The sequence below is a fragment of the Pantoea sp. Mhis genome, assembly GCF_009830015.1.
The window spans coordinates 53,893-76,560 of record NZ_SZZX01000005.1 but is presented as its reverse complement, the minus strand read 5'-3'; the positions used below and the strand labels follow the sequence as shown (position 1 = coordinate 76,560).

General features: G+C 32.6%; 34 protein-coding genes and 1 pseudogene. 2 read left to right on the top strand and 33 right to left on the bottom strand.

Annotation, left to right across the window (positions count from 1 at the left end; translation table 11 throughout):
• Nucleotides 1–180: 180 nt before the first annotated feature.
• From metA to FD727_RS02805, 3 genes and pseudogenes are all read right to left on the bottom strand, one after another.
• Nucleotides 181–1,118: pseudogene (metA, locus tag FD727_RS02815) on the bottom strand (homoserine O-succinyltransferase).
• Nucleotides 1,119–1,702: 584 nt separating this feature from the next.
• Nucleotides 1,703–2,521, bottom strand: coding sequence for a shikimate dehydrogenase (aroE, locus tag FD727_RS02810; protein WP_159938646.1), 819 nt, complete (start codon nucleotides 2,519–2,521; stop codon nucleotides 1,703–1,705).
• 3 nt (nucleotides 2,522–2,524) lie between these two features.
• Nucleotides 2,525–3,100, bottom strand: a complete 576-nt coding sequence (locus FD727_RS02805; RefSeq protein WP_159938645.1) for a Sua5/YciO/YrdC/YwlC family protein — start codon at nucleotides 3,098–3,100, stop codon at nucleotides 2,525–2,527.
• A 610-nt stretch (nucleotides 3,101–3,710) separates the two neighbouring features.
• Here FD727_RS02805 and def point away from each other — a divergent pair.
• Both def and fmt read left to right on the top strand, forming a co-directional pair.
• A complete protein-coding gene (gene def, locus FD727_RS02800) occupies nucleotides 3,711–4,211 on the top strand; it encodes a peptide deformylase (protein WP_159938644.1) in 501 nt (166 codons plus the stop codon).
• A 39-nt stretch (nucleotides 4,212–4,250) separates the two neighbouring features.
• Nucleotides 4,251–5,213 (top strand): methionyl-tRNA formyltransferase, encoded by a 963-nt coding sequence (gene fmt / locus FD727_RS02795; RefSeq protein ID WP_159938643.1) that lies wholly within the window; start codon nucleotides 4,251–4,253, stop codon nucleotides 5,211–5,213.
• A 20-nt stretch (nucleotides 5,214–5,233) separates the two neighbouring features.
• On the opposite strand, the gene rplQ is transcribed toward fmt, so the two are convergent.
• The 30 genes from rplQ to fusA form a co-directional block, all read right to left on the bottom strand.
• Nucleotides 5,234–5,608 carry a 50S ribosomal protein L17 gene (gene rplQ, locus FD727_RS02790; protein ID WP_159938642.1) on the bottom strand — a complete coding sequence of 125 codons (375 nt, stop codon included), beginning with the start codon at nucleotides 5,606–5,608 and terminating at the stop codon, nucleotides 5,234–5,236.
• Between the two features lie 40 nt (nucleotides 5,609–5,648).
• Nucleotides 5,649–6,638 (bottom strand): DNA-directed RNA polymerase subunit alpha, encoded by a 990-nt coding sequence (gene rpoA / locus FD727_RS02785; RefSeq protein ID WP_159938641.1) that lies wholly within the window; start codon nucleotides 6,636–6,638, stop codon nucleotides 5,649–5,651.
• 33 nt (nucleotides 6,639–6,671) lie between these two features.
• On the bottom strand, nucleotides 6,672–7,292 hold the full coding sequence (gene rpsD, locus FD727_RS02780; protein ID WP_159938640.1) for a 30S ribosomal protein S4: 621 nt from the start codon (nucleotides 7,290–7,292) through the stop codon (nucleotides 6,672–6,674).
• Nucleotides 7,293–7,325: 33 nt separating this feature from the next.
• Nucleotides 7,326–7,715: a 30S ribosomal protein S11 gene (rpsK, locus tag FD727_RS02775; RefSeq protein WP_159938639.1), complete on the bottom strand. Its 390-nt coding sequence runs from the start codon at nucleotides 7,713–7,715 to the stop codon at nucleotides 7,326–7,328.
• 21 nt (nucleotides 7,716–7,736) lie between these two features.
• A complete protein-coding gene (gene rpsM / locus FD727_RS02770; protein ID WP_159938638.1) occupies nucleotides 7,737–8,093 on the bottom strand; it encodes a 30S ribosomal protein S13 in 357 nt (118 codons plus the stop codon).
• Nucleotides 8,094–8,243: 150 nt separating this feature from the next.
• Nucleotides 8,244–8,360 (bottom strand): 50S ribosomal protein L36, encoded by a 117-nt coding sequence (rpmJ, locus tag FD727_RS02765; protein WP_159938637.1) that lies wholly within the window; start codon nucleotides 8,358–8,360, stop codon nucleotides 8,244–8,246.
• A 34-nt stretch (nucleotides 8,361–8,394) separates the two neighbouring features.
• Nucleotides 8,395–9,729, bottom strand: coding sequence for a preprotein translocase subunit SecY (gene secY, locus FD727_RS02760; RefSeq protein ID WP_159938636.1), 1,335 nt, complete (start codon nucleotides 9,727–9,729; stop codon nucleotides 8,395–8,397).
• 3 nt (nucleotides 9,730–9,732) lie between these two features.
• Nucleotides 9,733–10,173: a 50S ribosomal protein L15 gene (rplO, locus tag FD727_RS02755; protein WP_159938635.1), complete on the bottom strand. Its 441-nt coding sequence runs from the start codon at nucleotides 10,171–10,173 to the stop codon at nucleotides 9,733–9,735.
• A gap of 3 nt (nucleotides 10,174–10,176) precedes the next feature.
• Entirely contained in the window at nucleotides 10,177–10,359 is a 183-nt protein-coding gene (rpmD, locus tag FD727_RS02750) for a 50S ribosomal protein L30 (protein WP_236393567.1), read from the bottom strand.
• A gap of 2 nt (nucleotides 10,360–10,361) precedes the next feature.
• On the bottom strand, nucleotides 10,362–10,871 hold the full coding sequence (gene rpsE / locus FD727_RS02745) for a 30S ribosomal protein S5 (RefSeq protein WP_159938656.1): 510 nt from the start codon (nucleotides 10,869–10,871) through the stop codon (nucleotides 10,362–10,364).
• A gap of 23 nt (nucleotides 10,872–10,894) precedes the next feature.
• The gene (rplR, locus tag FD727_RS02740) at nucleotides 10,895–11,248 is read right to left on the bottom strand and encodes a 50S ribosomal protein L18 (protein ID WP_159938633.1); all 354 of its coding nucleotides are present in this window, start codon (nucleotides 11,246–11,248) and stop codon (nucleotides 10,895–10,897) included.
• A gap of 15 nt (nucleotides 11,249–11,263) precedes the next feature.
• Nucleotides 11,264–11,800: a 50S ribosomal protein L6 gene (rplF, locus tag FD727_RS02735; RefSeq protein ID WP_159938632.1), complete on the bottom strand. Its 537-nt coding sequence runs from the start codon at nucleotides 11,798–11,800 to the stop codon at nucleotides 11,264–11,266.
• 15 nt (nucleotides 11,801–11,815) lie between these two features.
• Nucleotides 11,816–12,208 carry a 30S ribosomal protein S8 gene (gene rpsH / locus FD727_RS02730; RefSeq protein WP_159938631.1) on the bottom strand — a complete coding sequence of 131 codons (393 nt, stop codon included), beginning with the start codon at nucleotides 12,206–12,208 and terminating at the stop codon, nucleotides 11,816–11,818.
• 36 nt (nucleotides 12,209–12,244) lie between these two features.
• Nucleotides 12,245–12,550 carry a 30S ribosomal protein S14 gene (rpsN, locus tag FD727_RS02725; protein WP_159938630.1) on the bottom strand — a complete coding sequence of 102 codons (306 nt, stop codon included), beginning with the start codon at nucleotides 12,548–12,550 and terminating at the stop codon, nucleotides 12,245–12,247.
• An 18-nt stretch (nucleotides 12,551–12,568) separates the two neighbouring features.
• Entirely contained in the window at nucleotides 12,569–13,108 is a 540-nt protein-coding gene (gene rplE / locus FD727_RS02720; protein ID WP_159938629.1) for a 50S ribosomal protein L5, read from the bottom strand.
• A 14-nt stretch (nucleotides 13,109–13,122) separates the two neighbouring features.
• A complete protein-coding gene (gene rplX / locus FD727_RS02715) occupies nucleotides 13,123–13,437 on the bottom strand; it encodes a 50S ribosomal protein L24 (RefSeq protein ID WP_159938628.1) in 315 nt (104 codons plus the stop codon).
• A 10-nt stretch (nucleotides 13,438–13,447) separates the two neighbouring features.
• Entirely contained in the window at nucleotides 13,448–13,819 is a 372-nt protein-coding gene (gene rplN, locus FD727_RS02710; RefSeq protein ID WP_159938627.1) for a 50S ribosomal protein L14, read from the bottom strand.
• Between the two features lie 178 nt (nucleotides 13,820–13,997).
• A complete protein-coding gene (gene rpsQ, locus FD727_RS02705) occupies nucleotides 13,998–14,252 on the bottom strand; it encodes a 30S ribosomal protein S17 (RefSeq protein WP_159938655.1) in 255 nt (84 codons plus the stop codon).
• Nucleotides 14,252–14,440, bottom strand: a complete 189-nt coding sequence (gene rpmC / locus FD727_RS02700) for a 50S ribosomal protein L29 (RefSeq protein ID WP_159938626.1) — start codon at nucleotides 14,438–14,440, stop codon at nucleotides 14,252–14,254. Before rpmC ends, rpsQ begins: the two co-directional genes overlap by 1 nt.
• Nucleotides 14,437–14,850 (bottom strand): 50S ribosomal protein L16, encoded by a 414-nt coding sequence (rplP, locus tag FD727_RS02695; protein WP_159938625.1) that lies wholly within the window; start codon nucleotides 14,848–14,850, stop codon nucleotides 14,437–14,439. The genes rpmC and rplP overlap by 4 nt, the downstream gene beginning before the upstream one ends.
• 12 nt (nucleotides 14,851–14,862) lie before the next feature.
• A complete protein-coding gene (gene rpsC, locus FD727_RS02690; RefSeq protein WP_159938624.1) occupies nucleotides 14,863–15,564 on the bottom strand; it encodes a 30S ribosomal protein S3 in 702 nt (233 codons plus the stop codon).
• A 17-nt stretch (nucleotides 15,565–15,581) separates the two neighbouring features.
• The gene (gene rplV, locus FD727_RS02685) at nucleotides 15,582–15,914 is read right to left on the bottom strand and encodes a 50S ribosomal protein L22 (RefSeq protein WP_159938623.1); all 333 of its coding nucleotides are present in this window, start codon (nucleotides 15,912–15,914) and stop codon (nucleotides 15,582–15,584) included.
• A 16-nt stretch (nucleotides 15,915–15,930) separates the two neighbouring features.
• The gene (gene rpsS, locus FD727_RS02680; RefSeq protein ID WP_159938622.1) at nucleotides 15,931–16,209 is read right to left on the bottom strand and encodes a 30S ribosomal protein S19; all 279 of its coding nucleotides are present in this window, start codon (nucleotides 16,207–16,209) and stop codon (nucleotides 15,931–15,933) included.
• 13 nt (nucleotides 16,210–16,222) lie between these two features.
• Nucleotides 16,223–17,044, bottom strand: coding sequence for a 50S ribosomal protein L2 (gene rplB, locus FD727_RS02675; RefSeq protein WP_159938621.1), 822 nt, complete (start codon nucleotides 17,042–17,044; stop codon nucleotides 16,223–16,225).
• A 16-nt stretch (nucleotides 17,045–17,060) separates the two neighbouring features.
• A complete protein-coding gene (gene rplW, locus FD727_RS02670; protein WP_159938620.1) occupies nucleotides 17,061–17,363 on the bottom strand; it encodes a 50S ribosomal protein L23 in 303 nt (100 codons plus the stop codon).
• Entirely contained in the window at nucleotides 17,360–17,971 is a 612-nt protein-coding gene (gene rplD / locus FD727_RS02665) for a 50S ribosomal protein L4 (protein WP_159938619.1), read from the bottom strand. Before rplD ends, rplW begins: the two co-directional genes overlap by 4 nt.
• Nucleotides 17,972–17,985: 14 nt before the next feature.
• Complete coding sequence (gene rplC, locus FD727_RS02660; protein WP_159938618.1) at nucleotides 17,986–18,612, bottom strand: 50S ribosomal protein L3; 627 nt, start codon at nucleotides 18,610–18,612, stop codon at nucleotides 17,986–17,988.
• A 28-nt stretch (nucleotides 18,613–18,640) separates the two neighbouring features.
• Complete coding sequence (gene rpsJ, locus FD727_RS02655; RefSeq protein WP_159938617.1) at nucleotides 18,641–18,952, bottom strand: 30S ribosomal protein S10; 312 nt, start codon at nucleotides 18,950–18,952, stop codon at nucleotides 18,641–18,643.
• Nucleotides 18,953–19,253: 301 nt separating this feature from the next.
• Nucleotides 19,254–20,438 (bottom strand): elongation factor Tu, encoded by a 1,185-nt coding sequence (tuf, locus tag FD727_RS02650; protein ID WP_159938616.1) that lies wholly within the window; start codon nucleotides 20,436–20,438, stop codon nucleotides 19,254–19,256.
• A gap of 79 nt (nucleotides 20,439–20,517) precedes the next feature.
• Nucleotides 20,518–22,632, bottom strand: a complete 2,115-nt coding sequence (gene fusA, locus FD727_RS02645; RefSeq protein WP_159938615.1) for an elongation factor G — start codon at nucleotides 22,630–22,632, stop codon at nucleotides 20,518–20,520.
• Nucleotides 22,633–22,668: the final 36 nt, after the last annotated feature.

Genomic DNA, 22,668 nt, shown 5'->3' with positions numbered 1-22,668 from the left:
TACATCTATATTTAATCTTTTATGCATAAAATTTTTTATTATATAAGTAATAGATAATAATGGATTATAAACCGATTAATTCCTCTTAATAATATCAAAATAATGCAAATTAGAACTATTAAATAATTATATAGTATTTCCTACATACTATATAATGTTAAATTTTATTTAAATATAAGATTAATCATATAAATCAATGCTAGGTGTCATATAACGTAAATCAAATGGTGTAATTTGGTATAAATAATAATTAAGCCAATTATAAATAAGTAAATTTCCATGACTACGCCATGTTGCAAGAGGTGTTAATTTAGGATTATCATATGGGAAATAATTATATGGAATCTTAGGATTCAATCCTACATTGAAATCACTTTGATATTCGTGTAATAATGTGAAGGAATCATATTCAGGATGACCAGTAACAAATACTAATCTTTTATCTTTACTTGTAATTAGATAAGCACCAGTATTTTCTGAACCAGCGAAAATTTCTAAATCTGTATAATCAGAAATTAATTGACAAGAAAAATCTGCATAACGCGAATATGGCACAAAAAAATAATCATCAAAACCACGTGTTAATAAAGCATATGGATAAAAAGTGTGCTGTTTATAAATTCCTGACAATTTATCATGCCTTATTTTTTTTAATTCCGTATAAAATATTTAATGCTGCCTGTATCGCCCAACATAAAAATAACGTTGATGTGACATGTTCTTTAGCCCAATGCAAAATATATTGAATTTGTGCCCAATATTCTACATCTTTAAAATCAACAAGCCCAAGTGGCGCTCCAGTAATAATAAATCCATCAAAATTATGATATTCAATATCATTAAAAGTACAATAAAAATTATTTAAATGTTCAATAGGTGTATTATTAGGATGATGATTATCAATACGTAATAGCTGTACGTTAATTTGTAACGGAGTATTAGAAAGTAAACGTAATAATTGATTTTCAGCCGCAATTTTTTTAGGCATTAAATTAAGAATTAATATTTTTAAAGGGCGGATTTCCTGAACATTAGCACGTGATGATGTCATGACAAAAACATTTTTCATTACGTAAAAAGTTAACAGCTGGTAATTCATCAGGAATCCTAATTGGCATAACTTTATTTACCTCTTAATGTATATTATAAGTACTTTACTTATATTAAGATAAGATTAGATTTTATTGTATTTTCTATTTTTTAAAATTTAAAATTATTTATTTTAGTAAGTTCTTTACTACTTCATAAATTAATTCATGTATTAATTGTTAACATTTAATAATAAAATCTTAATTGATTTATTTCTAATAAAATATTTAAATTTTTATCTTGTCAATTTAAATCATAAGTTTACTGTTAGTTTTAATTATTCAAAAGTTGAATTAGATTATTATTATTAGATACAGAGCTTTAATACTTAAATTTTAATATATTATGTATATTTTTAGTTGCTTTAAATTATCATAAATAATTTAACAAATGATAATTAATTTTTTATTTGAAGCTAATAATATAATGATATACATGCATTATTACAATTCACTATATTAATAAATAAATTAAATAAGTGTTTAACCAAAATATTTAAAAGTAAAGAATAATTTAGCAGAATTCTTTTTGCTTCATGATTTTATCATGACTTTACTACTAGTTAAAAATCGAAAATACTCATTTATCTAAAAATCAGGTACATTATTTTCTGCTATATTAGTTCTTGTAATTGGTTAATTATTATCGTTGTTTTTGGCATTATGCCATGCCATAACTGAAAAGCGTGTGCTGCTTGTTCTACTAACATACCTAGTCCATCTGCAAGATTTTTTCTTTGTGCATGATTTTGTTGACACCAAAGTAAAAAAGGAGTTAACCCTTGCTGATAAAACATGTCATAACAGCGAACTTCATCAAAAATTAATGATGTCGGTAAAGGAGGTACTTTTCCTGATATGCCACTAGAAGTTGCATTAATAATAAGGTCAAAATGTTGACCATCTAGTAGTTCAAATTTAGTATACTGAATACTACCTTGATTTTTAAAAATTTTTGTTAAATATATAGCTCGTTCAACAGTTCGATTAACAATGACTACAGAACATCCAAATGAAAGTAACGATAAAATCACAGCACGTGCTGCACCACCTGCTCCTATTAATAAAATATGATCATTAGAGTGAATCATCATTAAGCGTTTTAAATCACTTATTAATCCAATACCATCGGTATTATCACCAAAAATTTTACCATATGTGCTTTTCAATAAAGTATTAACTGATCCTGATAAAAAGGCACGATCGCTAAGTTCATCAGCAAATGTCCAAGCTTGCTCTTTAAAAGGTAATGTTATATTAGCACCGTTACCTCCATCTAAAAAAAATTTTTTAAGAACTTCTGAAAAAGAATTAATTGGTGCACATATACGATTATAATCGTATTTAATACCAGTTTGCTTAGAAAATAAACTATGAATTATAGGAGATTTACTATGTTTAATTGGATTTCCAAATACTGCAAAATATTTCATAAGTTAACCATGACGTATAATTTCTCCAGTGATAATATCACGAATTTCAGAAGGGTTTAAATAACCTCCTGTTTCACCATTTAATACTGGAAATTTTGACCCAAATTGTTTTTTTATATCTGCTAATTTACGGCAAGGTGGTTGACCGGATAAATTAGCACTTGTCGTAATTAGCGGCTTACCAAAATTATTACATAGATTCTGTACAATGGGATGATTACTAACACGAATTGCTAGTGACTTAAAAGCGCCAGTAAACCATAAAGGTATGTGTGGTGCTGCAGGGACTAGATAAGTTATTGGTCCAGGCCAACTAGAAAACATACGTTCAAGTTGAAATACAGTAAGCTTATCTTTCGCAATATATGGTTCTAATTGTGTATAATTAGAAGCAATTAAAATAAAACCTTTTTTTATTGAACGTTGTTTTATAGATAGTAAATTCTTTACTGCTATTTTACTATTAGGGTCACATCCTAAAGCAAAAACTGCTTCTGTAGGATAAGCAATAACTTTTTGTTGATGTAACTCGTTAACACAAAAATTAATAGTTCCAAATAAATAAGGATTTAGTTTCATAGAAATTTACCCTAATTAGATATATTATTAAATATTCAATAGTATTAATTTAATTAATTAAATTATAGATTTAATGTAAATAAGCATTTTACGCATATTGTTAATAAATATTTATTTTAAATAAAATTATTGTTGTTTTAAATACACATATATCTAATAGATATTTAATCTATATAATGTACAACATACAATTCTATAATTGTATAAGTATATATATAATCAATGAAATTATGAGTATTTGTATATAAAAATATCTTATTGTTTTTTTATATAGCTTTCTATTAGACTAAATAAATTGATAATTATATCTTGAGATATCATAGTATTTTTTACAAAAGTAATATTAAGTTTTTAACTTTTAATGTAATATAATAATGGTTAATGTCTTGCAAATTTAAATAAAAATTATAATAATTATCTTTTTTGAAATTTATAAAATACAATAATTCCATTATGTATATATAGATAGTATCTACTGTTAAGATACTAAAATATTTAGAATATTTTAATCAGTTTTTATTAAAACAATAATTTTACTAATTGATTATTAAATATAATACATAATTGTATTTTTAAAAATATTTTGAATAACTATACAAATTGGATTTTTATGTCAGTTTTAAAAATATTACATTTTCCAGATAATAGATTACGCAAAATAGCGTCACCAGTTATTACGATCAATGATGATATACGTCATATTGTTAATAATATGTTTGAAACCATGTACCATCAAAATGGTATTGGTTTAGCAGCAACTCAAGTTGATATTCATCAACGTATTATTGTCATTGATATTGCAGATAAGCAAATGGTATTAATTAATCCAGAAATGCAAAAAAAAAGTGGAGAAATTAGTATTGAAGAAGGGTGTCTCTCAATTCCTGAACAACGTGCATTTGTACCGCGTACTGAATGGATCAAAGTTTATGCGCAAAATCTTGACGGAAAAATTGTTGAATTTGAAACTAATAATTTATTATCAATTTGTATTCAACATGAAATTGATCATCTTAATGGTAAGTTATTTATAGATTATTTATCACCTCTAAAGCGCCAACGCATTCGCAATAAACTTAAAAAATTACTCAAGCAGAATATAATATGTTAATCATTTTAATATTATTAAACTAAAAAAAAGTTAATAACCGTGTCTGTATCATTAAGAATTATATTTGCCGGAACTCCAATATTTGCAGCTAATCATTTAGAAGCTCTATTACTTAATTCTAAGTATCAAGTTGTAGGCGTGATAACTCAGCCAGATCGTCCTGCAGGACGAGGTCATAAAATTAAATTAAATCCTGTAAAAATTACAGCACAAAAGTATAATATTCCAATTTTCCAACCCACTTCATTAAAAGAAGTGCGTATTCATAAAATTTTAGCATCTTTACAAATAGATATAATGGTTGTGGTCGCATATGGAATAATTTTACCTAAAGAAGTATTATGTATACCAAAATTAGGTTGTATTAACATACATGGATCGTTATTACCCAGATGGCGAGGAGCAGCACCAATTCAACGTGCAATATGTGCAGGTGATACTGAAACCGGTATAACCGTTATTCAAATGGATTCAAATCTAGATGCTGGCAATATATTATACCAAAAAATTTGTCCAATTACTATAAACGATACTACAGCTTCAATGTATAATAAATTATCCCTACTTGGCATAGAATGTATGTTATCCACGCTAGATAATTTACTCAATAATAAAACAGTTCAATTAAAAGTTCAAAATGAATTATCTGCAACATATGCTAGCAAAATAACCAAAACAGAAGCTCGTCTTAACTGGTCATGTTCAGCTGTAGAACTAGAACGTTGCATACGAGCTTTTAATCCATGGCCAGGTAGTTACTTTATGATAAATAATCAATTATTGAAGGTCTGGAAAGCAACTGTAGTACCTTATTCTAAACTTCAAAACAAAATACAACCAGGCATAATTCTTGATGCTGATAAGAATGGTATTAAAGTTGGTACTAACATGGATATACTTAATTTAATAACATTACAACCTCCAAATAAAAAAATAATGTCAGCAGAAGAATTGTTAAATTCTCGTTGTGATTGGTTAACGATAGGTACTGTACTAACTTAATTATTTAAGCTGCTTTATAATTAATTTTTGTTTTCATTCAAACGATCAACTAATTCAATATATGCCATGGGAGCATTATCACCAGAACGAAAACCACATTTTATAATACGAGTATAACCTCCTGTACGTTTTAAAAAACGTGGACCTAATTCATTAAATAATTTTGATACTACTTTATTATCACGAATACGTGAAAATACTATACGCTGATTAGATACATTGTTATTTTTAGCGATAGTAATTAATGGCTCAATTATACGACGTAACTCTTTAGCTTTTGGTATCGTTGTTTTAATAATTTCATGTTGAACGATAGAATTAACCATGTTACGGAACATAAATTGACGATGCTTACTATTACGATTTAATTGACGACCTTTCTTACGATGCCGCATAAACTTATCCTTTTTACTTAGCTTTTAATCCACATTGTCCTCATTCCTCAGAAATACTTATGGGTGGCCAATTTTCTAAACGCATACCCAAAGATAGACCACGTGATGCAAGTACATCTTTAATTTCAGTAAGAGATTTTTTACCTAAATTAGGAGTTTTCAGTAATTCAACTTCTGTACGTTGCACTAAATCACCAATGTAATGTATAGCTTCTGCTTTAAGACAATTAGCAGATCGAACAGTTAATTCTAAATCATCAACAGGACGTAGTAATATAGGATCGAAACCAGGCTTCTCTTCTTTTATTTCTGGCTGACGTACATCACGCAAATCAACAAAAGCTTCTAGTTGTTCCACTAATATAGTCGCAGCACGCCGAATAGCTTCTTCTGGTTCAATAGTTCCATTAGTTTCCATTTCAATAATTAGTTTATCTAAATCAGTGCTCTGTTCTACACGTGCTGCTTCAACATTATAAGCAATACGATCTACAGGACTATAACAAGCATCAACTAAAAGACAACCAATTGGACGTTGATCTTCGATTGAACGAATACGAGTAGAAGCTGGAACATAACCACGACCTCGTTGAACTTTAATACGCATGTTAATAGATGCATTTTTATCTGTAAGATGGCAAATAATATGTTCAGGCTTAACAATCTCAACATCACTATTATGCATAATATCTGCTGCAATTACAGGACCAATTCCAAATTTACTTAAAATCAGTATAACTTCATTTTTGCTTTGTACTTTTATTGCTAACCCTTTTAAATTGAGTAAAATTTCAAGAATATCTTCTTGTACACCTTCTTTAGTAGCATACTCATGCAGTACACCGTCAATTTCAACTTCAGTCACTGCATAACCAGGCATGGAAGATAATAAAATACGACGTAGTGCGTTACCCAGAGTATGACCAAACCCACGCTCTAATGGTTCAAGGGTGACTTTGGCATGTGTTGGACTTATTTGCTCAATATCTACCAAACGTGGTTTCAGAAAATCTGTTACAGAACTCTGCATTGTGTCTTCATGTCCTCTCTTGGAGAATAAACTTTATTTAGAATAAAGTTCTACTATCAAGTGCTCATTAATATCGGAAGATAAAGAAATGCGTTCAGGAGTATACTTGAACATACCTCTCATCTTGATTTCATCAACCTCTAACCAAATTGGTTTCTCACGTTGTTCAGCTATTTCCAATGCTGCTTTAATACGAGATTGGTTTTTAGCTTTTATATGAATACTTATAATATCGTTAGGAACTACTTGATAAGAAGCAATATTAACTATCCGATCATTTACTAATATGGCCTTATGACTCACTAATTGGCGCGCTTCTGCTCGAGTAGTGCTGAACCCCATGCGATAAACAACATTATCTAATCTACTTTCTAGTAATGATAATAAATTTTCACCTGTATTACCTTTTAAACGTGCTGCTTTTTTATAATAGTTTCGAAATTGACGTTCCAGTATACCATACATACGTCGTACTTTTTGTTTTTCACGTAATTGTCCGCCATAATCGGACAACCGAGGTTTACGAGCACCATGCTGACCAGGCGCTTGTTCAATTTTACACTTAGAGTCTATCGTACGTACACCAGATTTAAGAAATAAATCAGTGCCTTCACGGCGACTAAGCTTAAGCTTAGGGCCCAAATATCTTGCCATTTTTTTTCTCCAACTATTCGTAGAAAACTGATGTTATACACGACGCTTTTTAGGTGGACGACAACCATTATGAGGGATCGGAGTCACGTCTGTAATATTAGTAATTCGAAAACCAGCAGCATTTAAAGCACGAATAGTAGATTCACGACCAGGACCAGGACCTTTAACCATAACTTCTAGATTTTTAATTCCATAATCTTTTACAGCTTCTGTACAACGCTCCGCAGCAACCTGGGCTGCAAATGGTGTAGCCTTTCGTGAGCCACGAAAACCCGAACCACCAGCAGTTGCCCAACCTAATGTATTACCTTGACGATCAGTAATAGTAACAATAGTGTTATTAAACGAAGCATGAATATGGGCTACAGCATCTATAATTTGTTTTTTCGCACGTTTACGTGCACGAATTAGCGTTTTTGTCATTATTATTTCTCATCCTCCCGATTATTTTTTTATCGGTTTACGTGGACCCTTTCGGGTACGTGCATTAGTTTTTGTACGTTGACCACGTACCGGTAAACCACGCCGATGTCGTAAACCACGATAACAGCCTAAATCTGTTAAGCGTTTAATGCTTAAAGTTATTTTTCGGCGTAAATCACCTTCAATAATAAATTTGCTAACCGCTATGCGTAAATGCTCAATTTGAACTTCAGATAGGTCCCTTATCTTAAGGTCTTCAGGAATACCTATATCAGTACAGATATTTTTAGAACTAGTTTTGCCAATACCAAAAATTGAAGTTAATGCAATAACAGTATGTTTTTGATCTGGAATATTAATGCCTGCTATACGGGCCACTATACACTCCTATCATATAAAAAATAAATATACATTATTATACCAAAAGCCCGTTTTAAGATAATCATATAAAAACACATTAATAAATAGAATACCGGCCGGTTAATTTAGCTTGAACAAGAATACTTTGCAAGGAAAATATATAACAAATCAACCTTGACGTTGTTTATGCTTAGAATCAGCATTACAAATCACCCGTACAATACCATCTCGGCGAATAATTTTACAATTACGACATAATTTTTTTACAGAAGTACGTACCTTCATTTTTCCTCCGAAATTTTAAGTTACTTTGATCAAATCAACGAACATAACCCTTAAGATTAGCTTTTTTCAATACTGATTCGTATTTACTAGACATCATCAAGGTTTGTACTTGAGTCATTAAATCCATAATAACGACCACTACAATTAATAAGGAAGTACCACCAAAATAAAAAGGTACTTTCATAGCACTTCGCATAAATTCCGGTATTAAACAAATAAAAGTAATATACAATGCACCAATTAAAGTTAATCTTGTCATAATTTTATTAATATATTTTGCTGTTTGTTCTCCAGGACGAATACCAGATACAAATGCACCTGATTTTTTTAAATTATCTGCTGTTTCACGAGGATTAAACACTAATGCTGTGTAAAAAAAACAAAAAAATATAATTGCAGTAGCATAAAGTAATACATAAAGGGGTTGACCTGGTTGCAAATATAATGTAATAGTTATCAACCAATTCCAACCAGTGCCACCTCCGAACCAAGAAGCTATGGTGACAGGAAACATAATGATACTAGAAGCAAAAATCGCTGGAATTACTCCAGCCATATTGACTTTCAATGGTAAATGTGTACTGTGTGCAGAATATATACGACGTCCTTGTGGATGCTTAGCATAATTAACTACAATACGACGTTGACCACGCTCAATAAATATTACAAAAAATGTAACTATAAATACTAAACATATAACTAGTAATAATAAGAAAAAATGTAAATCTCCTAACCGAGCTTGCTCTATAGTATGAGCAACGGCTGCTGGTAATCCAGCAACAATACCAGTAAAAATAATAATTGAAATACCATTACCAATACCTCGTTCACTAATTTGCTCACCCAACCAAATTAGAAACATTGTTCCTGTTACTAAGCTTATGACAGCAGTAAAATAAAAGGTAAAATCGGGTTTAATAACTAAATCGTGCATTCCTGACATATTGGGTAAACCTATAGCAATCCCTATGGATTGAAGTATAGCTAAAATTAATGCTCCATAACGAGTGTATTGATTAATTTTATGACGACCAATTTCACCATCTTTCCTAATTTCTGATAATGTTGGTTGAATAACTGTCAATAACTGAACAATAATAGAAGCAGAAATATACGGCATAATACCCAGTGCAAAAATAGAAGCACGACTAAGAGCACCACCAGAAAACATGTTGAACATTTCAATGATAGTGCCATGTTGTTGCTCTAATAATTTAGATAGTATAGTAGCATCGATACCTGGAATTGGAATAAAAGAACCAATACGAAAAACAATTAATGCACCAATTACAAATAATAATCTACGTTGTAATTCATTAATTCCATTTTTAGCATTTTTAAAATCTGATCCTGATAAAATTTTTCCCATCTACTATTCCTCAATTTTACCACCAGCAGTTTCGATCGCAATACGAGCTCCTTTACTAGCACGAACACCAAATACTGTAACTGCCGAAGAAATGTTACCAGATAGAATTATTTTTACATATTTAGTTCTAATACTAACAATATTAGCCATTTTTAATGTTTTAAGATTAATTATTGAAGATTTAACTTTGTTTAAATCTTTTAAATAAACTTCTTGTGTTACAAATGACTTACGAGAAGTAAAACCAAATTTAGGTAAACGCCTATATAAAGGCATTTGACCACCTTCAAATCCACGGCGTATACTACCACCAGAACGAGATTTTTGTCCCTTATGACCTCGACCACCTGTTTTTCCTAATCCAGAACTAATACCACGTCCTAATCGCTTAGCAGAATACTTAGATTTTTTAGCTGGCAGTAGAGCATTTAAACGTAAAAGCATCTTTTATTCCTCTACTACTTTCAATATATAAGAAATTTTATTTATCATTCCACGTATTGTAGGTGTGTCGTAACGTTCAATAGTATGCCCAATACCACGAAGACCTAAACCGATTAAAGTAGCTTTATGTTTAGGCAAACAACCTATTGAGCTACGAATCTGAGTAATTTTAATTTTTTTTAGCATAGTCATAATGACTTTCCTAAAATTTGTTCAACTGACTTACCACGTTTAGCGGCAACCATTTCTGGAGATTTCATTCGTTGTAAACCATCCATGGTAGCACGAACTACGTTGATAGGATTGGTGGAACCATAAGTCTTTGCTAGAACATTATGAACACCTGTTACTTCAAGTACAGCACGCATTGCGCCTCCAGCAATAATACCAGTACCTTCTGAAGCAGGCTTCATAAATATACGGGAACCAGTACGAACTCCTTTCACTGGATGCTGTAAAGTACTATTTCTTAAAACCACAGTAATCATATTACGACGAGCTTTTTCCATTGCTTTTTGAATTGCAGATGGAACTTCACGTGCTTTTCCGTAACCAAAACCAACGCGACCATTACCGTCCCCCACTACAGTCAATGCAGTAAAAGAAAAAACACGTCCACCTTTTACAGTTTTGGAAACACGGTTTACAGCAATTAATTTTTCTTGCAAATCGCCAGCTTGTTTTTCTATATGTTGTATCATCGTATACCTACCTCTTTGCTCTAAAAATGAAGACCGGCTTTACGAGCTGCATTTGCTAGTTCCTTAACACGACCATGATACTGAAATCCAGAACGGTCAAAAGCAACATCTTTAATACCTTGTTCAATAGCACGTTCAGCTATAACTTTACCTACAAGTGATGCAGCTTCTTTATTACCCGTATATGCTAGCTGTTGAGATATCAATTTTTCTACAGTAGAAGCTGCAACAATCACTTCTGAAGATTTTGGTGAAATTACCTGTGCATAAATATGACGCGAAGTACGATGTACTAATAGACGAATAGCGCCAAGAGTTTTAATTTTGATTCGTGCACGAGTTGCACGACGTATACGAGCAGATTTTTTTTCCATAGTTATCTTATTTTTTCACTTCTTTTTAGTTTCTTTAGTACGTATAATTTCATCAAGATAACGAATACCTTTGCCTTTATAAGGCTCAGGAGGCCTATAAGCACGCAAATCAGCTGCAACTTGGCCAACTAACTGCTTGTCAGCTCCTCTTAATATGATTTCAGTTTGAGTTGGACACTCCGCAATAATATTGGCAGGTAATTTATAATTAATAGGATGAGAGAATCCAAGTAACAAATTTACAGAGTTATCATCCTTAATAAAAGCACGATAACCTACACCAATAAGTTGAAGTTTTTTAACAAAACCCTCAGTTACTCCAATAATCATACCATAAACTAAAGAACGAGCAGTACCTGCTTGTGCTTTAGCATCTATATAACCTTCACGAGATAAAAAAACTAAATAATTATCTGTATATTTAATTTCTATAGCGCTGTTAATAATTTTTTTTAAAATTCCATTCTTTCCTTGTATTAAAATTTCCTGACCATTAATTTTAACTTCTACATCGACAGGCACAATAACAGGAATTTTTGCAAGACGAGACATTTTATAATTCTCCGATTATGCTATGTAGCATATAACTTCGCCACCTAGCCCCACTAAACGTGCAGCACGATCAGTCATAATCCCCTTAGAAGTAGAAATTACTGCAATACCTAAACCTGCCATAATTTCTGGTAATTCATGTTTCTTTTTATAAATACGCAAACCAGGCTTACTGACACGTTTAATAGTTTCTATAACAGCTTTACCTTGAAAGTATTTGAGAGTTAACTCTAGTTTTGGTTTAATTTTATCTTTAATCATAAAATCTTGAATATAACCTTCTTCTTTTAATAAATTAGCAATGGCAACTTTTAATTTAGAAGAAGGCATAGACACGCTAATTTTATTCGCAATTTGACCATTACGGATATTAGTCAACATATCTGCAATCGGATCTTGCATACTCATCTGTAATACTCCATTAATTTAAATTACGAAAATTATCTACCAACTAGCTTTTCTTAAACCTGGAATTTCTCCACGCATGGCCGCTTCACGAACTTTAATTCGACTTAATCCAAACTTTCTTAAAAATCCATGTGGTCTACCTGTCTGACGACATCTATTACGTTGTCGTGAAGGACTAGAATCACGTGGTAGAAGCTGCAACTTAAGAATTGCATTCCAACGATCTTTATCCGATGTATTTACATCAGCAATTATAGATTTTAATTCAACGCGTTTTTCAAAAAATTTAACTGATAATTTCATTCGTTTAATTTCACGAACTTTTATAGATTTTTTAGTCATTAAATGTTCTACTTAACCTTAGTTACGAAACGGGAAGTTAAAGGCAGCCAGGAGAACACGACCTTCCTCATCAGATTTTGCAGTAGTAGTAATAGTAACATCTAAGCCACGAATACGATCGATTTTATCATAATCAATTTCTGGAAAGATAATCTGCTCACGAATACCCATACTGTAGTTACCTGCACCATCAAAAGATTGTTTAGAAAGACCTCGAAAATCACGAATACGCGGAATAGCAATAATAATTAAACGCTCAAAAAATTCCCACATACGTTCTCCACGTAAAGTTACTTTACAACCAATTGGATAACCTTGACGAATTTTAAATCCTGCAACAGATTTACGAGCTTTAGTAATTAACGGTTTTTGACCAGAAATTGCAGTTAAATTAGCTACTGCATTTTCTAGTAATTTTTTATCAGACGTTGCTTCACCAATACCCATGTTCAAAGTGATCTTATTAATCCAAGGAACTTGCATGATAGAACTATATCCAAAATGGATCATGAGCTTATGGATTACTTCTTTTTTATAAAAATCATGCAGTTTCGCCATAATATGACCTCAAATTACTTGATAATTTCTTTGTTCGATTTAAAGAAACGAACCTTCTTACCACATTCATATCTAAACCCAATACGATCGGCTTTCCCAGTTTTTAAATTAAGAATTGCAACATTAGAAACTTGGATGGGACATTCTTTTTCTATAATACCTCCTGATTGATTCAGATTAGGAACTGGTTTTTGATGCTTTTTAACAATATTAATTCCTTCAATAATTACTTTACTAGGAGATAAAAATCTTTTTACTTTACCGCGTTTACCTTTATCTTTTCCTGTTAGTATAATGACTTCATCATTACAACGAATTTTTGCTGCCATTATTCATTCCTTAAAGTACTTCTGGTGCAAGAGAAATAATTTTCATAAACTTTTCAGTTCTCAACTCACGAGTTACTGGTCCAAAAATGCGTGTTCCAATAGGTTGAGCATTGTTATTATTTAAAATAACACATGAATTATTATCGAAGCGAATAACAGAACCATCCAATCGACGAATACCTTTTTTAGTTCTAACTACTACTGCTTTTAAGACATCACCTTTTTTAACCTTTCCACGAGGTATTGCTTCTTTAATAGTTACTTTAATTATATCACCTATACCAGCATAACGACGATGTGAACCCCCAAGAACTTTAATGCACATTGCGCTACGTGCACCAGAATTATCAGCAATATTTAGCACAGTTCTTTCCTGGATCATCTGAATACTCCTTCAAAACTACTACTTAAATTTAGTTATAATATTAGAAAGTTACTTTAAAATAATTAAAATGTAGAAATATCATTATAATCATATTAATAACATCTAGTATTATCAATAAATGGACAATAGTAAAAATGAATTAAATTTAAATATTTTGATTCATTATCAAATTGCATTACAATACTGCTTTCTCTATAATAGAAAGTACATTCCAAGACTTAGTTTTAGATCGAGGTCGAGTTTCATAAATTTCAACAATATCTCCTATACAACATTGATTATTTTCATCATGCACATGTAACTTAGTTCTTCGCTTGATGAATTTACCATAAATGGGATGTTTTACAAAACGTTCAATAACAATAACTGCAGATTTTTCCATTTTATTACTCACTATACGACCCTGCAAAGTGCGCATTTTCCCAGTCATCATATCCTCTTTTCATTTAGTAAAGTCTTAATACGTGCAATGTTACGACGAACTTGTTTAAGTAAATGAGTTTGTTTCATCTGACCAGATGATGCTTGTATACGTAAGTTAAACTGCTCTCGTAAAGAATTAGATAATTCAGTAGTTAGCTCTGTAAAATTTTTTTTACGCATTTCACTTATTTTCATGACGATACCATTTTATTTACAAAAGTAGTCTTAATAGGTAATTTAGCAGAGGCTAACCTGAATGCTTCACGAGCTTGCTCTTCCGGCACTCCATCCATTTCATACAATATTTTACCAGGTTGAATAAGGGCTACCCAATACTCAACGTTACCTTTACCTTTACCCATTCGTACTTCCATTGGTTTTTCTGTAATTGGTTTATCTGGAAATATACGAATCCATATTTTTCCTTGACGTTTAACTGAACGACTCATAGCACGACGAGCAGCTTCTATCTGACGAGCTGTTAAACGACCTCGATCAATAGCTTTTAAACCAAAAGTACCAAAATCAATATTTGTACCTTGTGCAAAACCACGGTTTCTACCTTTATGTACCTTTCGAAATTTAGTACGTTTTGGCTGTAACATCCGTGACTCTCCTTACTTACGACTTTTACGTTGATGTTTTTTAGCTTGCACTGTAGATCCAGGTGGTTCAGTAGCAGCAATCATACCACCTAAAATCTCTCCTTTAAAAATCCAAACCTTGACACCAATTACACCGTACGTAGTACGTGCTTCAGCAATATTATAATCAATATTAGCACGCAATGTATGTAATGGTACCCTTCCTTCACGATACCATTCAGTACGTGCGATTTCAGCTCCTCCTAAACGACCGCTCACTTCCACTTTAATACCTTTAGCTCCTAGACGCATTGCATTTTGTACTGCACGTTTCATAGCACGACGAAATATTACACGACGTTCTAGTTGTGCACTGATACCATCAGCCACTAATTTAGCATCTAATTCTGGTTTACGAACTTCTGAGATATTAATTTGTGCCGGTACACCTGCAATATTTGCAATAATTGCGCGCAAATGTTCAACATCTTCACCCTTCTTACCAATGATAATACCTGGTCTAGCAGTATGAATAGTAATACGAATACTTTTAGCTGGCCTTTCTATAACAATACGAGAAATAGATGCCTTAGCAAGTTCTTTAGTTAGGAATTGCCGTACTTTAAAATCGCTGTCTAAATTATCAGCAAATTCTTTTGTATTTGCGAACCATGTAGAATTCCAAGATTTAACAATACCTAAGCGAATTCCATTTGGATGTACTTTCTGACCCATTAATATTCTCCAAATTTTTATCGATCAGATACAATTACAGTAATATGGCTAGTACGTTTTAAAATACGGTCTGAACGACCTTTAGCGCGTGGCATAATACGTTTCATAGATGAACCTTCATCAACAAAAATTTTAGTAATTTTCAGATTATCTATATCAGCACCATCATTATGTTCAGCATTAGCGATAGCAGATTCTAAAACCTTTTTAACTAATATGGCTGCTTTTTTATTAATATAAGTTAGAATGTTTAGTGCCTGCGAAACTTTCTTGCCGCGAATTAGGTTAGCAACGAGGCGAACCTTCTGAGCAGAAGAATGAGCATGGCGATGTTGCGCAATAGTTTCCATATCTCGTTCTCTCGTATTATTTCTTTTTAATTTTTTTATCAGCAGTATGTCCTCGATATGTTCGCGTAGGTGCAAATTCTCCTAACTTATGACCAACCATCTCATCAGAAATAAAAATAGGAATATGGTGCCGTCCATTATAAACAGCAATAGTAAGTCCTATCATGTTAGGAAAAATTATTGAACGACGAGACCAAGTTCGCAAAGGTTTTTTATCTTTACTTTCTACTGCTTTTTCTACTTTTTTCAGCAAATGCAAATCAATAAAAGGTCCTTTTTTAAGAGAACGCGGCATGGTTTATCCTCTATTATTTACCACGATGACGTATAATAAATTTATCAGTACGTTTGTTATTACGAGTTTTTTTACCCTTAGTTTGTAAACCCCAAGGCGTTACTGGATGTTTACCAAAATTACGACCTTCTCCACCTCCATGAGGATGATCCACTGGATTCATAGCAGTTCCACGTACAGTGGGTCTAATACCTCTCCAACGAGTTGCTCCAGCTTTACCAAAAACACGCAACATATGTTCAGAATTACCTACTTCACCTAATGTTGCCCGACAATTAGCTTCAATCTTACGCATTTCTCCTGAACGTAAACGTACAGTAACATAGAGACCCTCACGTGCAATGATCTGTACATAAGCACCAGCAGAACGAGCAATTTGACCACCCTTACCTGGCTTCATCTCTATATTATGCACAATAGAACCAACAGGAATATTATTCATTGGTAAACTATTACCTAATTTTATTGTTGCATTAATGCCAGATTGAATTTGGTCTCCAGTTTGTAACTGTTTAGGTGCTAATATATAACGACGTTCTCCATCTTTATACAAAACTAATGCAATATTAGCTGAACGATTAGGATCATATTCGATACGTTCAACAACCGCGGGAATATTATCTTTATTACGTTTAAAATCAATAATGCGATAAGATTGTTTATGGCCACCACCAATATGACGGGTAGTAATACGACCATTATTATTCCGACCACCGGATTTAATCTGTTTTTCCAATAACGGAGTAAAAGGCTTATGTTTATATAGATTAGGGTTAACTATCTTTACTACATGACGTCGACCAGGAGATGTCGGCTTACATTTAATAACTACCACTATATTTCCCTCAGACTCACTCAGTGCCACTAACAAGATCTAAATTTTGACCTTCTTTTAAAGTAACATAGGCTTTTTTCCAATCTCGACGACGACCAATACGTTTTTCATGGCGTTTAATTTTACCCTTAATCATTAAGGTATTAACATGTTTTACTTCTACTTCAAACAATTTTTCTACAGCAGATAAAATCTCTAGTTTTGTTGAATTTTTTAATACTTTAAAAATAACAGTATTGCTTTTTTCTAATAATATTGAAGCTTTTTCAGATGAGTGTGCTGAGTATAGTATCTTCATTAAACGTTCTGCACGTTTCATCTTAACATCTCCTCAACTTGTTTAACTACATTGCTAGTCATAACAATTTTTTCAAAACTAATTAAGTTAACTGGATTTATACCTGATGTATTACATACATCAACTTTATATAAGTTACGTGATGCTAAAAATAGATTATTTTCCATAGTATCAGTAACAATTAATACATTTTTTAATGCCATATTTTTTAGTTGTTGTACTAATAATTTAGTTTTTGGTTTTTCTAAAGAAAATGATTCTACAACTATAAGCCGATCCTGTCGTACTAGCTCAGAAAGAATACTTTTTAAAGCACTACGGTACATCTTTTTATTAACTTTTTGAGTATAATCTTTTGGACATGCAGCAAAAGTTACACCACCTGAACGCCAAAGAGGGCTCTTAACAGAGCCAGCACGTGCACGACCAGTACCTTTCTGACGCCATGGTTTTTTACCAGAACCTATAACTTTAGCTCGATTCTTTTGTGCACGAGTACCCTGTCGAGAACCTGCCATATAAGCAGTGACAACTTGATGCACCAGTGCTTCATTAAAATCACGACCAAAGGTAGTTTCAGAAACAATCAATGTATTATTGTGCTCATCATCTTTAAGTACTAGTTCCATTGCTATCCTCTTTGTTAACTCCGAACAGCTGGTTTAATGATCACATTACTACCGGTTGCACCTGGAACAGCCCCTTTTACTATCAATAAATTTCTTTCAAGATCAATATTTATAATTTGTAAACTTTGAATTGTTACAGATTCATTACCCAACTGTCCAGCCATTTTTTTTCCTTTAAATACTTTTCCTGGCGTCTGATTTTGACCAATAGAACCAGGAACACGATGGGATAAAGAATTACCATGAGTAGTATCTTGAGTATTAAAATTCCAACGTTTCACAGTACCTGCGAAACCTTTGCCTTTAGAAACACCCGTGATATCTACTTTTTTTATATTAGCAAAAATTTCTACACTAATAGATTGGCCAACTATGAATTCTTCATCTTTAGTACGAAATTCCCATAAACCACGTCCAGCTTCAATACCAGCTTTTATAAAATGACCTGCTTCCGGTTTATTAATACGGTTAGATTTTTTAAAACCAGTAGTAACTTGAATTGCTTTATAACCATCATTCTCAAAACTTTTGATTTGAGAAACTCGATTGGATTCAATTTTGATGACAGTAACTGGGATAGCAACTCCATCTTCAGTGAAGATACGAGTCATACCTATTTTTTTACCGACTAAACCAACCATTTTAAAACCTCATTGATTATTTAATTGATTAACCCAAACTAATCTGCACGTCTACACCAGCAGCTAAATCTAGACGCATCAAAGCATCAACAGTCTTTTCGGTTGGTTCAACAATATCCACTAAACGTTTATGAGTTCTTATTTCGTATTGATCACGTGCATCTTTATTAACGTGAGGAGAAATGAGAATAGTAAAACGTTCTTTATGAGTCGGAAGCGGAATTGGTCCACGAACTTGAGCACCAGTGCGCTTAGCAGTTTCAACAATTTCTGCAGTTGATTGATCGATCAAGCGATGATCAAATGCTTTAAGACGGATACGGATCCTTTGATTTTGCATAAGACCATAGCTCCAAATATTTTATGAAATACCACTTACATCTATTATAATATAATGACGAACGTAACTTTTCAATATATAACTCTATGATTAAGAGTATTAGTGAGTAAAAATTTATTTTATCTTTATAATTAAATTGAGCAATGCTAACACAAATAAACTATGTAGTATAGTTAAATTAATTTAATTAAGCAATGCTTATAAAATATTTATATAATAAATATTTTTCTACAAAAAGAATAGTAAAATCTAATATAAAAAAGAGCACTTTGGTGCTCTTTTTTAGAAACATATAAAATTATTAAGAAATCAACTCAATAACAACACCCGCACCAACAGTACGACCACCTTCTCGAATTGCAAAACGCAAACCTACATCCATCGCGATAGGATGAATTAAAGCAACAGTTATTTTAATGTTATCTCCGGGCATCACCATTTCAACACCGTCTGGTAATTCAATATTACCAGTTACATCAGTTGTGCGAAAATAAAATTGCGGACGGTATCCTTTAAAAAAGGGAGTATGTCTACCTCCTTCATCCTTAGATAATACATATACTTCTGATATAAATTTAATATGTGGTTTAATGACACCTGGTTTAGCTAATACCTGACCACGTTGAATATCTTCTCGTTTAATACTACGTAGAAGAATACCACAATTTTCACCAGCTTGACCTTGATCTAATAATTTTCTAAACATTTCTACACCAGTACAAATAGATTTTGTAGTATTTTTAATGCCTACAATCTCAACTTCATCACCTACCTTAATTATACCACTTTCAACACGACCCGTAACAACTGTACCACGGCCAGAAATTGAAAAAACATCTTCGATCGGTAATAAAAATGGTTTATCAATAGCTCGAACTGGATCCGGGATATGTCTATCCAAATGACCAGCTAACTCAATAATTTTAGATTCCCATTTAGTATCACCTTCTAATGCTTTCAAGGCAGAACCACGAATAATTGGTGTATCATCACCTGGAAAATCGTATTGTGATAGCAAATCACGAACTTCCATCTCAACTAATTCCATTAATTCTTCGTCATCGACCATATCACATTTATTTAAAAATACAATCATGTATGGAACACCAACTTGACGCGCTAACAAAATATGCTCACGAGTCTGTGGCATTGGTCCATCAGTTGCAGCAACAACCAAAATCGCACCATCCATCTGTGCAGCACCTGTAATCATATTTTTCACGTAATCAGCATGACCAGGACAATCAACATGTGCATAGTGACGGTTTAAGGTTTCGTATTCAACATGAGAAGTGTTAATGGTAATTCCACGCGCTTTTTCTTCTGGAGCATTGTCTATTTGATCAAACGCACGAGCTTGACCACCATATTTTTTAGCAAGTACAGTAGTAATCGCTGCAGTTAAAGTGGTCTTACCATGGTCCACATGACCAATGGTACCTACATTTATGTGTAGTTTATTACGTTGAAATTGCTCTTTCGCCATCACAATAATCCTTACATTATATACCTTCATCAAGAATGATGAGATGAAAAACATTAGTGAACAATTTAAAATTGTTGTCTTATTTACTACGAGCTTCAATAACGGCTTGAGCAACGTTATTTGGTGCATCATCGTACCTCAAAAATTCCATAGAATAAGAAGCACGACCTCTGGTTAAAGATCTTAATTGAGTTGCATATCCAAACATTTCAGATAAAGGAACTTCGGCATGAATTTGAACTCCACTAGAGTTAGATTCTTGCCCTTTAAGCATACCTCGACGACGACTAAGATCACCGATAACGTCCCCTGTATTTTCTTCTGGCGTTTCTACTTCAACCTTCATAATTGGTTCAAGTAAAACAGGATCAGCTTTATTAAAAGCATTCTTAAAAGCTATAGAAGCAGCTATTTTAAAAGCTAATTCGGAAGAATCAACATCATGATAAGAACCAAAATGTAGACGAACGCCTAAATTAACTACTGGATATCCTGCCAATGGTCCTGATTTTAATTGTTCTTGTATACCCTTATCAACGGCAGGTATAAATTCGTTAGGAATTGAACCTCCTTTAATATCATTAATAAATTCATATCCTTTTGAATTTAAACCTGGTTCTAAAGGATACATATCAATAACAACATGACCATATTGTCCGCGACCTCCAGATTGCTTAGCATGTTTTCCTTCAATATTAGTTACTTTAAAACTGATTGCTTCACGATAAGCTACTTGTGGTTTACCTATGTTTGCTTCAACGTGAAACTCACGTTTCATGCGATCAACAATAATATCAAGATGTAATTCTCCCATACCAGCAATAATAGTTTGATTAGATTCTTCGTCAATCCATACACGAAATGATGGATCTTCTTTAGCTAAACGATTTAAAGCTAATCCCATTTTCTCCTGATCAGCTTTAGTTTTTGGTTCAACGGCAATAGATATAACCGGCTCAGGAAACTCCATGCGCTCCAATATAATTGGATTATTAGGATCACATAGAGTATCACCTGTAATTACATCTTTTAATCCAATTGCTGCTGCAATATCTCCAGCTCTAACTTCATTTATTTCTTCACGTTTATTAGCATGCATTTGAACAATGCGTCCAAAGCGCTCACGTATAGATTTTACAGAATTTAAAACTGTATCACCTGAATTAACTACACCAGAATATACGCGAAAGAATGTTAGATTACCTACAAATGGATCATTAGCAATTTTGAAAGCTAAAGCAGAAAAAGGTTCTTCATCAGCTGCCTTTCTCTCAGCTGAAGTATCGATTCCATCAACTAAAACACCATTGATTGCAGGAATATCAATCGGAGCTGGTAAATATTCAATAACTGCATCAAGCATTGCTTGTACACCTTTATTTTTAAATGCTGAACCACAAGTTACTAAAATAATTTCATTATTCAATACACGCTGACGTAATGCGCTTTTAAGCTCACTTTCGCTCAATTCTTCTCCATTTAGATATTTATCCATTAAATGTTCAGATGTTTCGACTGCAGATTCAATTAAATACTGACGCCATTCTTCTACTAAACCTTGCATATGAACAGGAATTTTTTCATAAAAGAAAGTCACTCCTGAATCTTGATCATTCCATTTAATGGCCTTCATCTTAATAAGATCGACGACACCAGTAAAGTTTTCTTCAGAACCAATTGCTAATTGTAATGGAACTGGATTTCTTCCTAAACGTTCTTTAATTTGTTTTACTACTTTTAAAAAGTTTGCACCTATCCGATCCATTTTATTAACAAATGCAATACTTGGTACTTTATATTTATTTGCTTGACGCCATACTGTTTCAGACTGTGGTTGCACTCCACCTACAGCACAATAAATCATAACTGCTCCATCAAGTACGCGCATAGAACGTTCTACCTCGATAGTAAAATCAACATGTCCTGGAGTATCTATGATATTTATACGATGAGGTTCAAATTGTTTAGCCATACCTGACCAAAATGCAGTAGTCGCTGCTGATGTAATAGTTATTCCACGTTCTTGCTCTTGTGCCATCCAATCCATGGTGGCAGCACCATCATGTACTTCACCAATTTTATGGTTAATACCTGTGTAGAATAAAATACGTTCTGTGGTAGTTGTTTTACCAGCGTCAATGTGCGCGCTGATACCAATATTACGATAGCGCGCAATAGGTGTTATACGAGCCATTTAATTCCTCAGTTTTCGAACGATGCCATCTGCTGG

What these genes read in the sequence shown, in the direction of transcription:
- aroE (WP_159938646.1), bottom strand. Translation starts at nt 2,521, where the DNA reads ATGAAATATTTTGCAGTATTTGGAAATCCAATTAAACATAGTAAATCT.
- FD727_RS02805 (WP_159938645.1), bottom strand. Translation starts at nt 3,100, where the DNA reads ATGAAACTAAATCCTTATTTATTTGGAACTATTAATTTTTGTGTTAAC.
- def (WP_159938644.1), top strand. Translation starts at nt 3,711, where the DNA reads ATGTCAGTTTTAAAAATATTACATTTTCCAGATAATAGATTACGCAAA.
- rplQ (WP_159938642.1), bottom strand. Translation starts at nt 5,608, where the DNA reads ATGCGGCATCGTAAGAAAGGTCGTCAATTAAATCGTAATAGTAAGCAT.
- rpoA (WP_159938641.1), bottom strand. Translation starts at nt 6,638, where the DNA reads ATGCAGAGTTCTGTAACAGATTTTCTGAAACCACGTTTGGTAGATATT.
- rpsD (WP_159938640.1), bottom strand. Translation starts at nt 7,292, where the DNA reads ATGGCAAGATATTTGGGCCCTAAGCTTAAGCTTAGTCGCCGTGAAGGC.
- rpsK (WP_159938639.1), bottom strand. Translation starts at nt 7,715, where the DNA reads ATGACAAAAACGCTAATTCGTGCACGTAAACGTGCGAAAAAACAAATT.
- rpmJ (WP_159938637.1), bottom strand. Translation starts at nt 8,360, where the DNA reads ATGAAGGTACGTACTTCTGTAAAAAAATTATGTCGTAATTGTAAAATT.
- secY (WP_159938636.1), bottom strand. Translation starts at nt 9,729, where the DNA reads ATGGGAAAAATTTTATCAGGATCAGATTTTAAAAATGCTAAAAATGGA.
- rplO (WP_159938635.1), bottom strand. Translation starts at nt 10,173, where the DNA reads ATGCTTTTACGTTTAAATGCTCTACTGCCAGCTAAAAAATCTAAGTAT.
- rpmD (WP_236393567.1), bottom strand. Translation starts at nt 10,359, where the DNA reads ATGCTAAAAAAAATTAAAATTACTCAGATTCGTAGCTCAATAGGTTGT.
- rplR (WP_159938633.1), bottom strand. Translation starts at nt 11,248, where the DNA reads ATGGAAAAAAAATCTGCTCGTATACGTCGTGCAACTCGTGCACGAATC.
- rplF (WP_159938632.1), bottom strand. Translation starts at nt 11,800, where the DNA reads ATGTCTCGTCTTGCAAAAATTCCTGTTATTGTGCCTGTCGATGTAGAA.
- rpsH (WP_159938631.1), bottom strand. Translation starts at nt 12,208, where the DNA reads ATGAGTATGCAAGATCCGATTGCAGATATGTTGACTAATATCCGTAAT.
- rpsN (WP_159938630.1), bottom strand. Translation starts at nt 12,550, where the DNA reads ATGACTAAAAAATCTATAAAAGTTCGTGAAATTAAACGAATGAAATTA.
- rplE (WP_159938629.1), bottom strand. Translation starts at nt 13,108, where the DNA reads ATGGCGAAACTGCATGATTTTTATAAAAAAGAAGTAATCCATAAGCTC.
- rplX (WP_159938628.1), bottom strand. Translation starts at nt 13,437, where the DNA reads ATGGCAGCAAAAATTCGTTGTAATGATGAAGTCATTATACTAACAGGA.
- rplN (WP_159938627.1), bottom strand. Translation starts at nt 13,819, where the DNA reads ATGATCCAGGAAAGAACTGTGCTAAATATTGCTGATAATTCTGGTGCA.
- rpsQ (WP_159938655.1), bottom strand. Translation starts at nt 14,252, where the DNA reads ATGACTGGGAAAATGCGCACTTTGCAGGGTCGTATAGTGAGTAATAAA.
- rpmC (WP_159938626.1), bottom strand. Translation starts at nt 14,440, where the DNA reads ATGAAAATAAGTGAAATGCGTAAAAAAAATTTTACAGAGCTAACTACT.
- rplP (WP_159938625.1), bottom strand. Translation starts at nt 14,850, where the DNA reads ATGTTACAGCCAAAACGTACTAAATTTCGAAAGGTACATAAAGGTAGA.
- rpsC (WP_159938624.1), bottom strand. Translation starts at nt 15,564, where the DNA reads ATGGGTCAGAAAGTACATCCAAATGGAATTCGCTTAGGTATTGTTAAA.
- rplV (WP_159938623.1), bottom strand. Translation starts at nt 15,914, where the DNA reads ATGGAAACTATTGCGCAACATCGCCATGCTCATTCTTCTGCTCAGAAG.
- rpsS (WP_159938622.1), bottom strand. Translation starts at nt 16,209, where the DNA reads ATGCCGCGTTCTCTTAAAAAAGGACCTTTTATTGATTTGCATTTGCTG.
- rplW (WP_159938620.1), bottom strand. Translation starts at nt 17,363, where the DNA reads ATGAAACGTGCAGAACGTTTAATGAAGATACTATACTCAGCACACTCA.
- rplD (WP_159938619.1), bottom strand. Translation starts at nt 17,971, where the DNA reads ATGGAACTAGTACTTAAAGATGATGAGCACAATAATACATTGATTGTT.
- rplC (WP_159938618.1), bottom strand. Translation starts at nt 18,612, where the DNA reads ATGGTTGGTTTAGTCGGTAAAAAAATAGGTATGACTCGTATCTTCACT.
- rpsJ (WP_159938617.1), bottom strand. Translation starts at nt 18,952, where the DNA reads ATGCAAAATCAAAGGATCCGTATCCGTCTTAAAGCATTTGATCATCGC.
- tuf (WP_159938616.1), bottom strand. Translation starts at nt 20,438, where the DNA reads ATGGCGAAAGAGCAATTTCAACGTAATAAACTACACATAAATGTAGGT.
- fusA (WP_159938615.1), bottom strand. Translation starts at nt 22,632, where the DNA reads ATGGCTCGTATAACACCTATTGCGCGCTATCGTAATATTGGTATCAGC.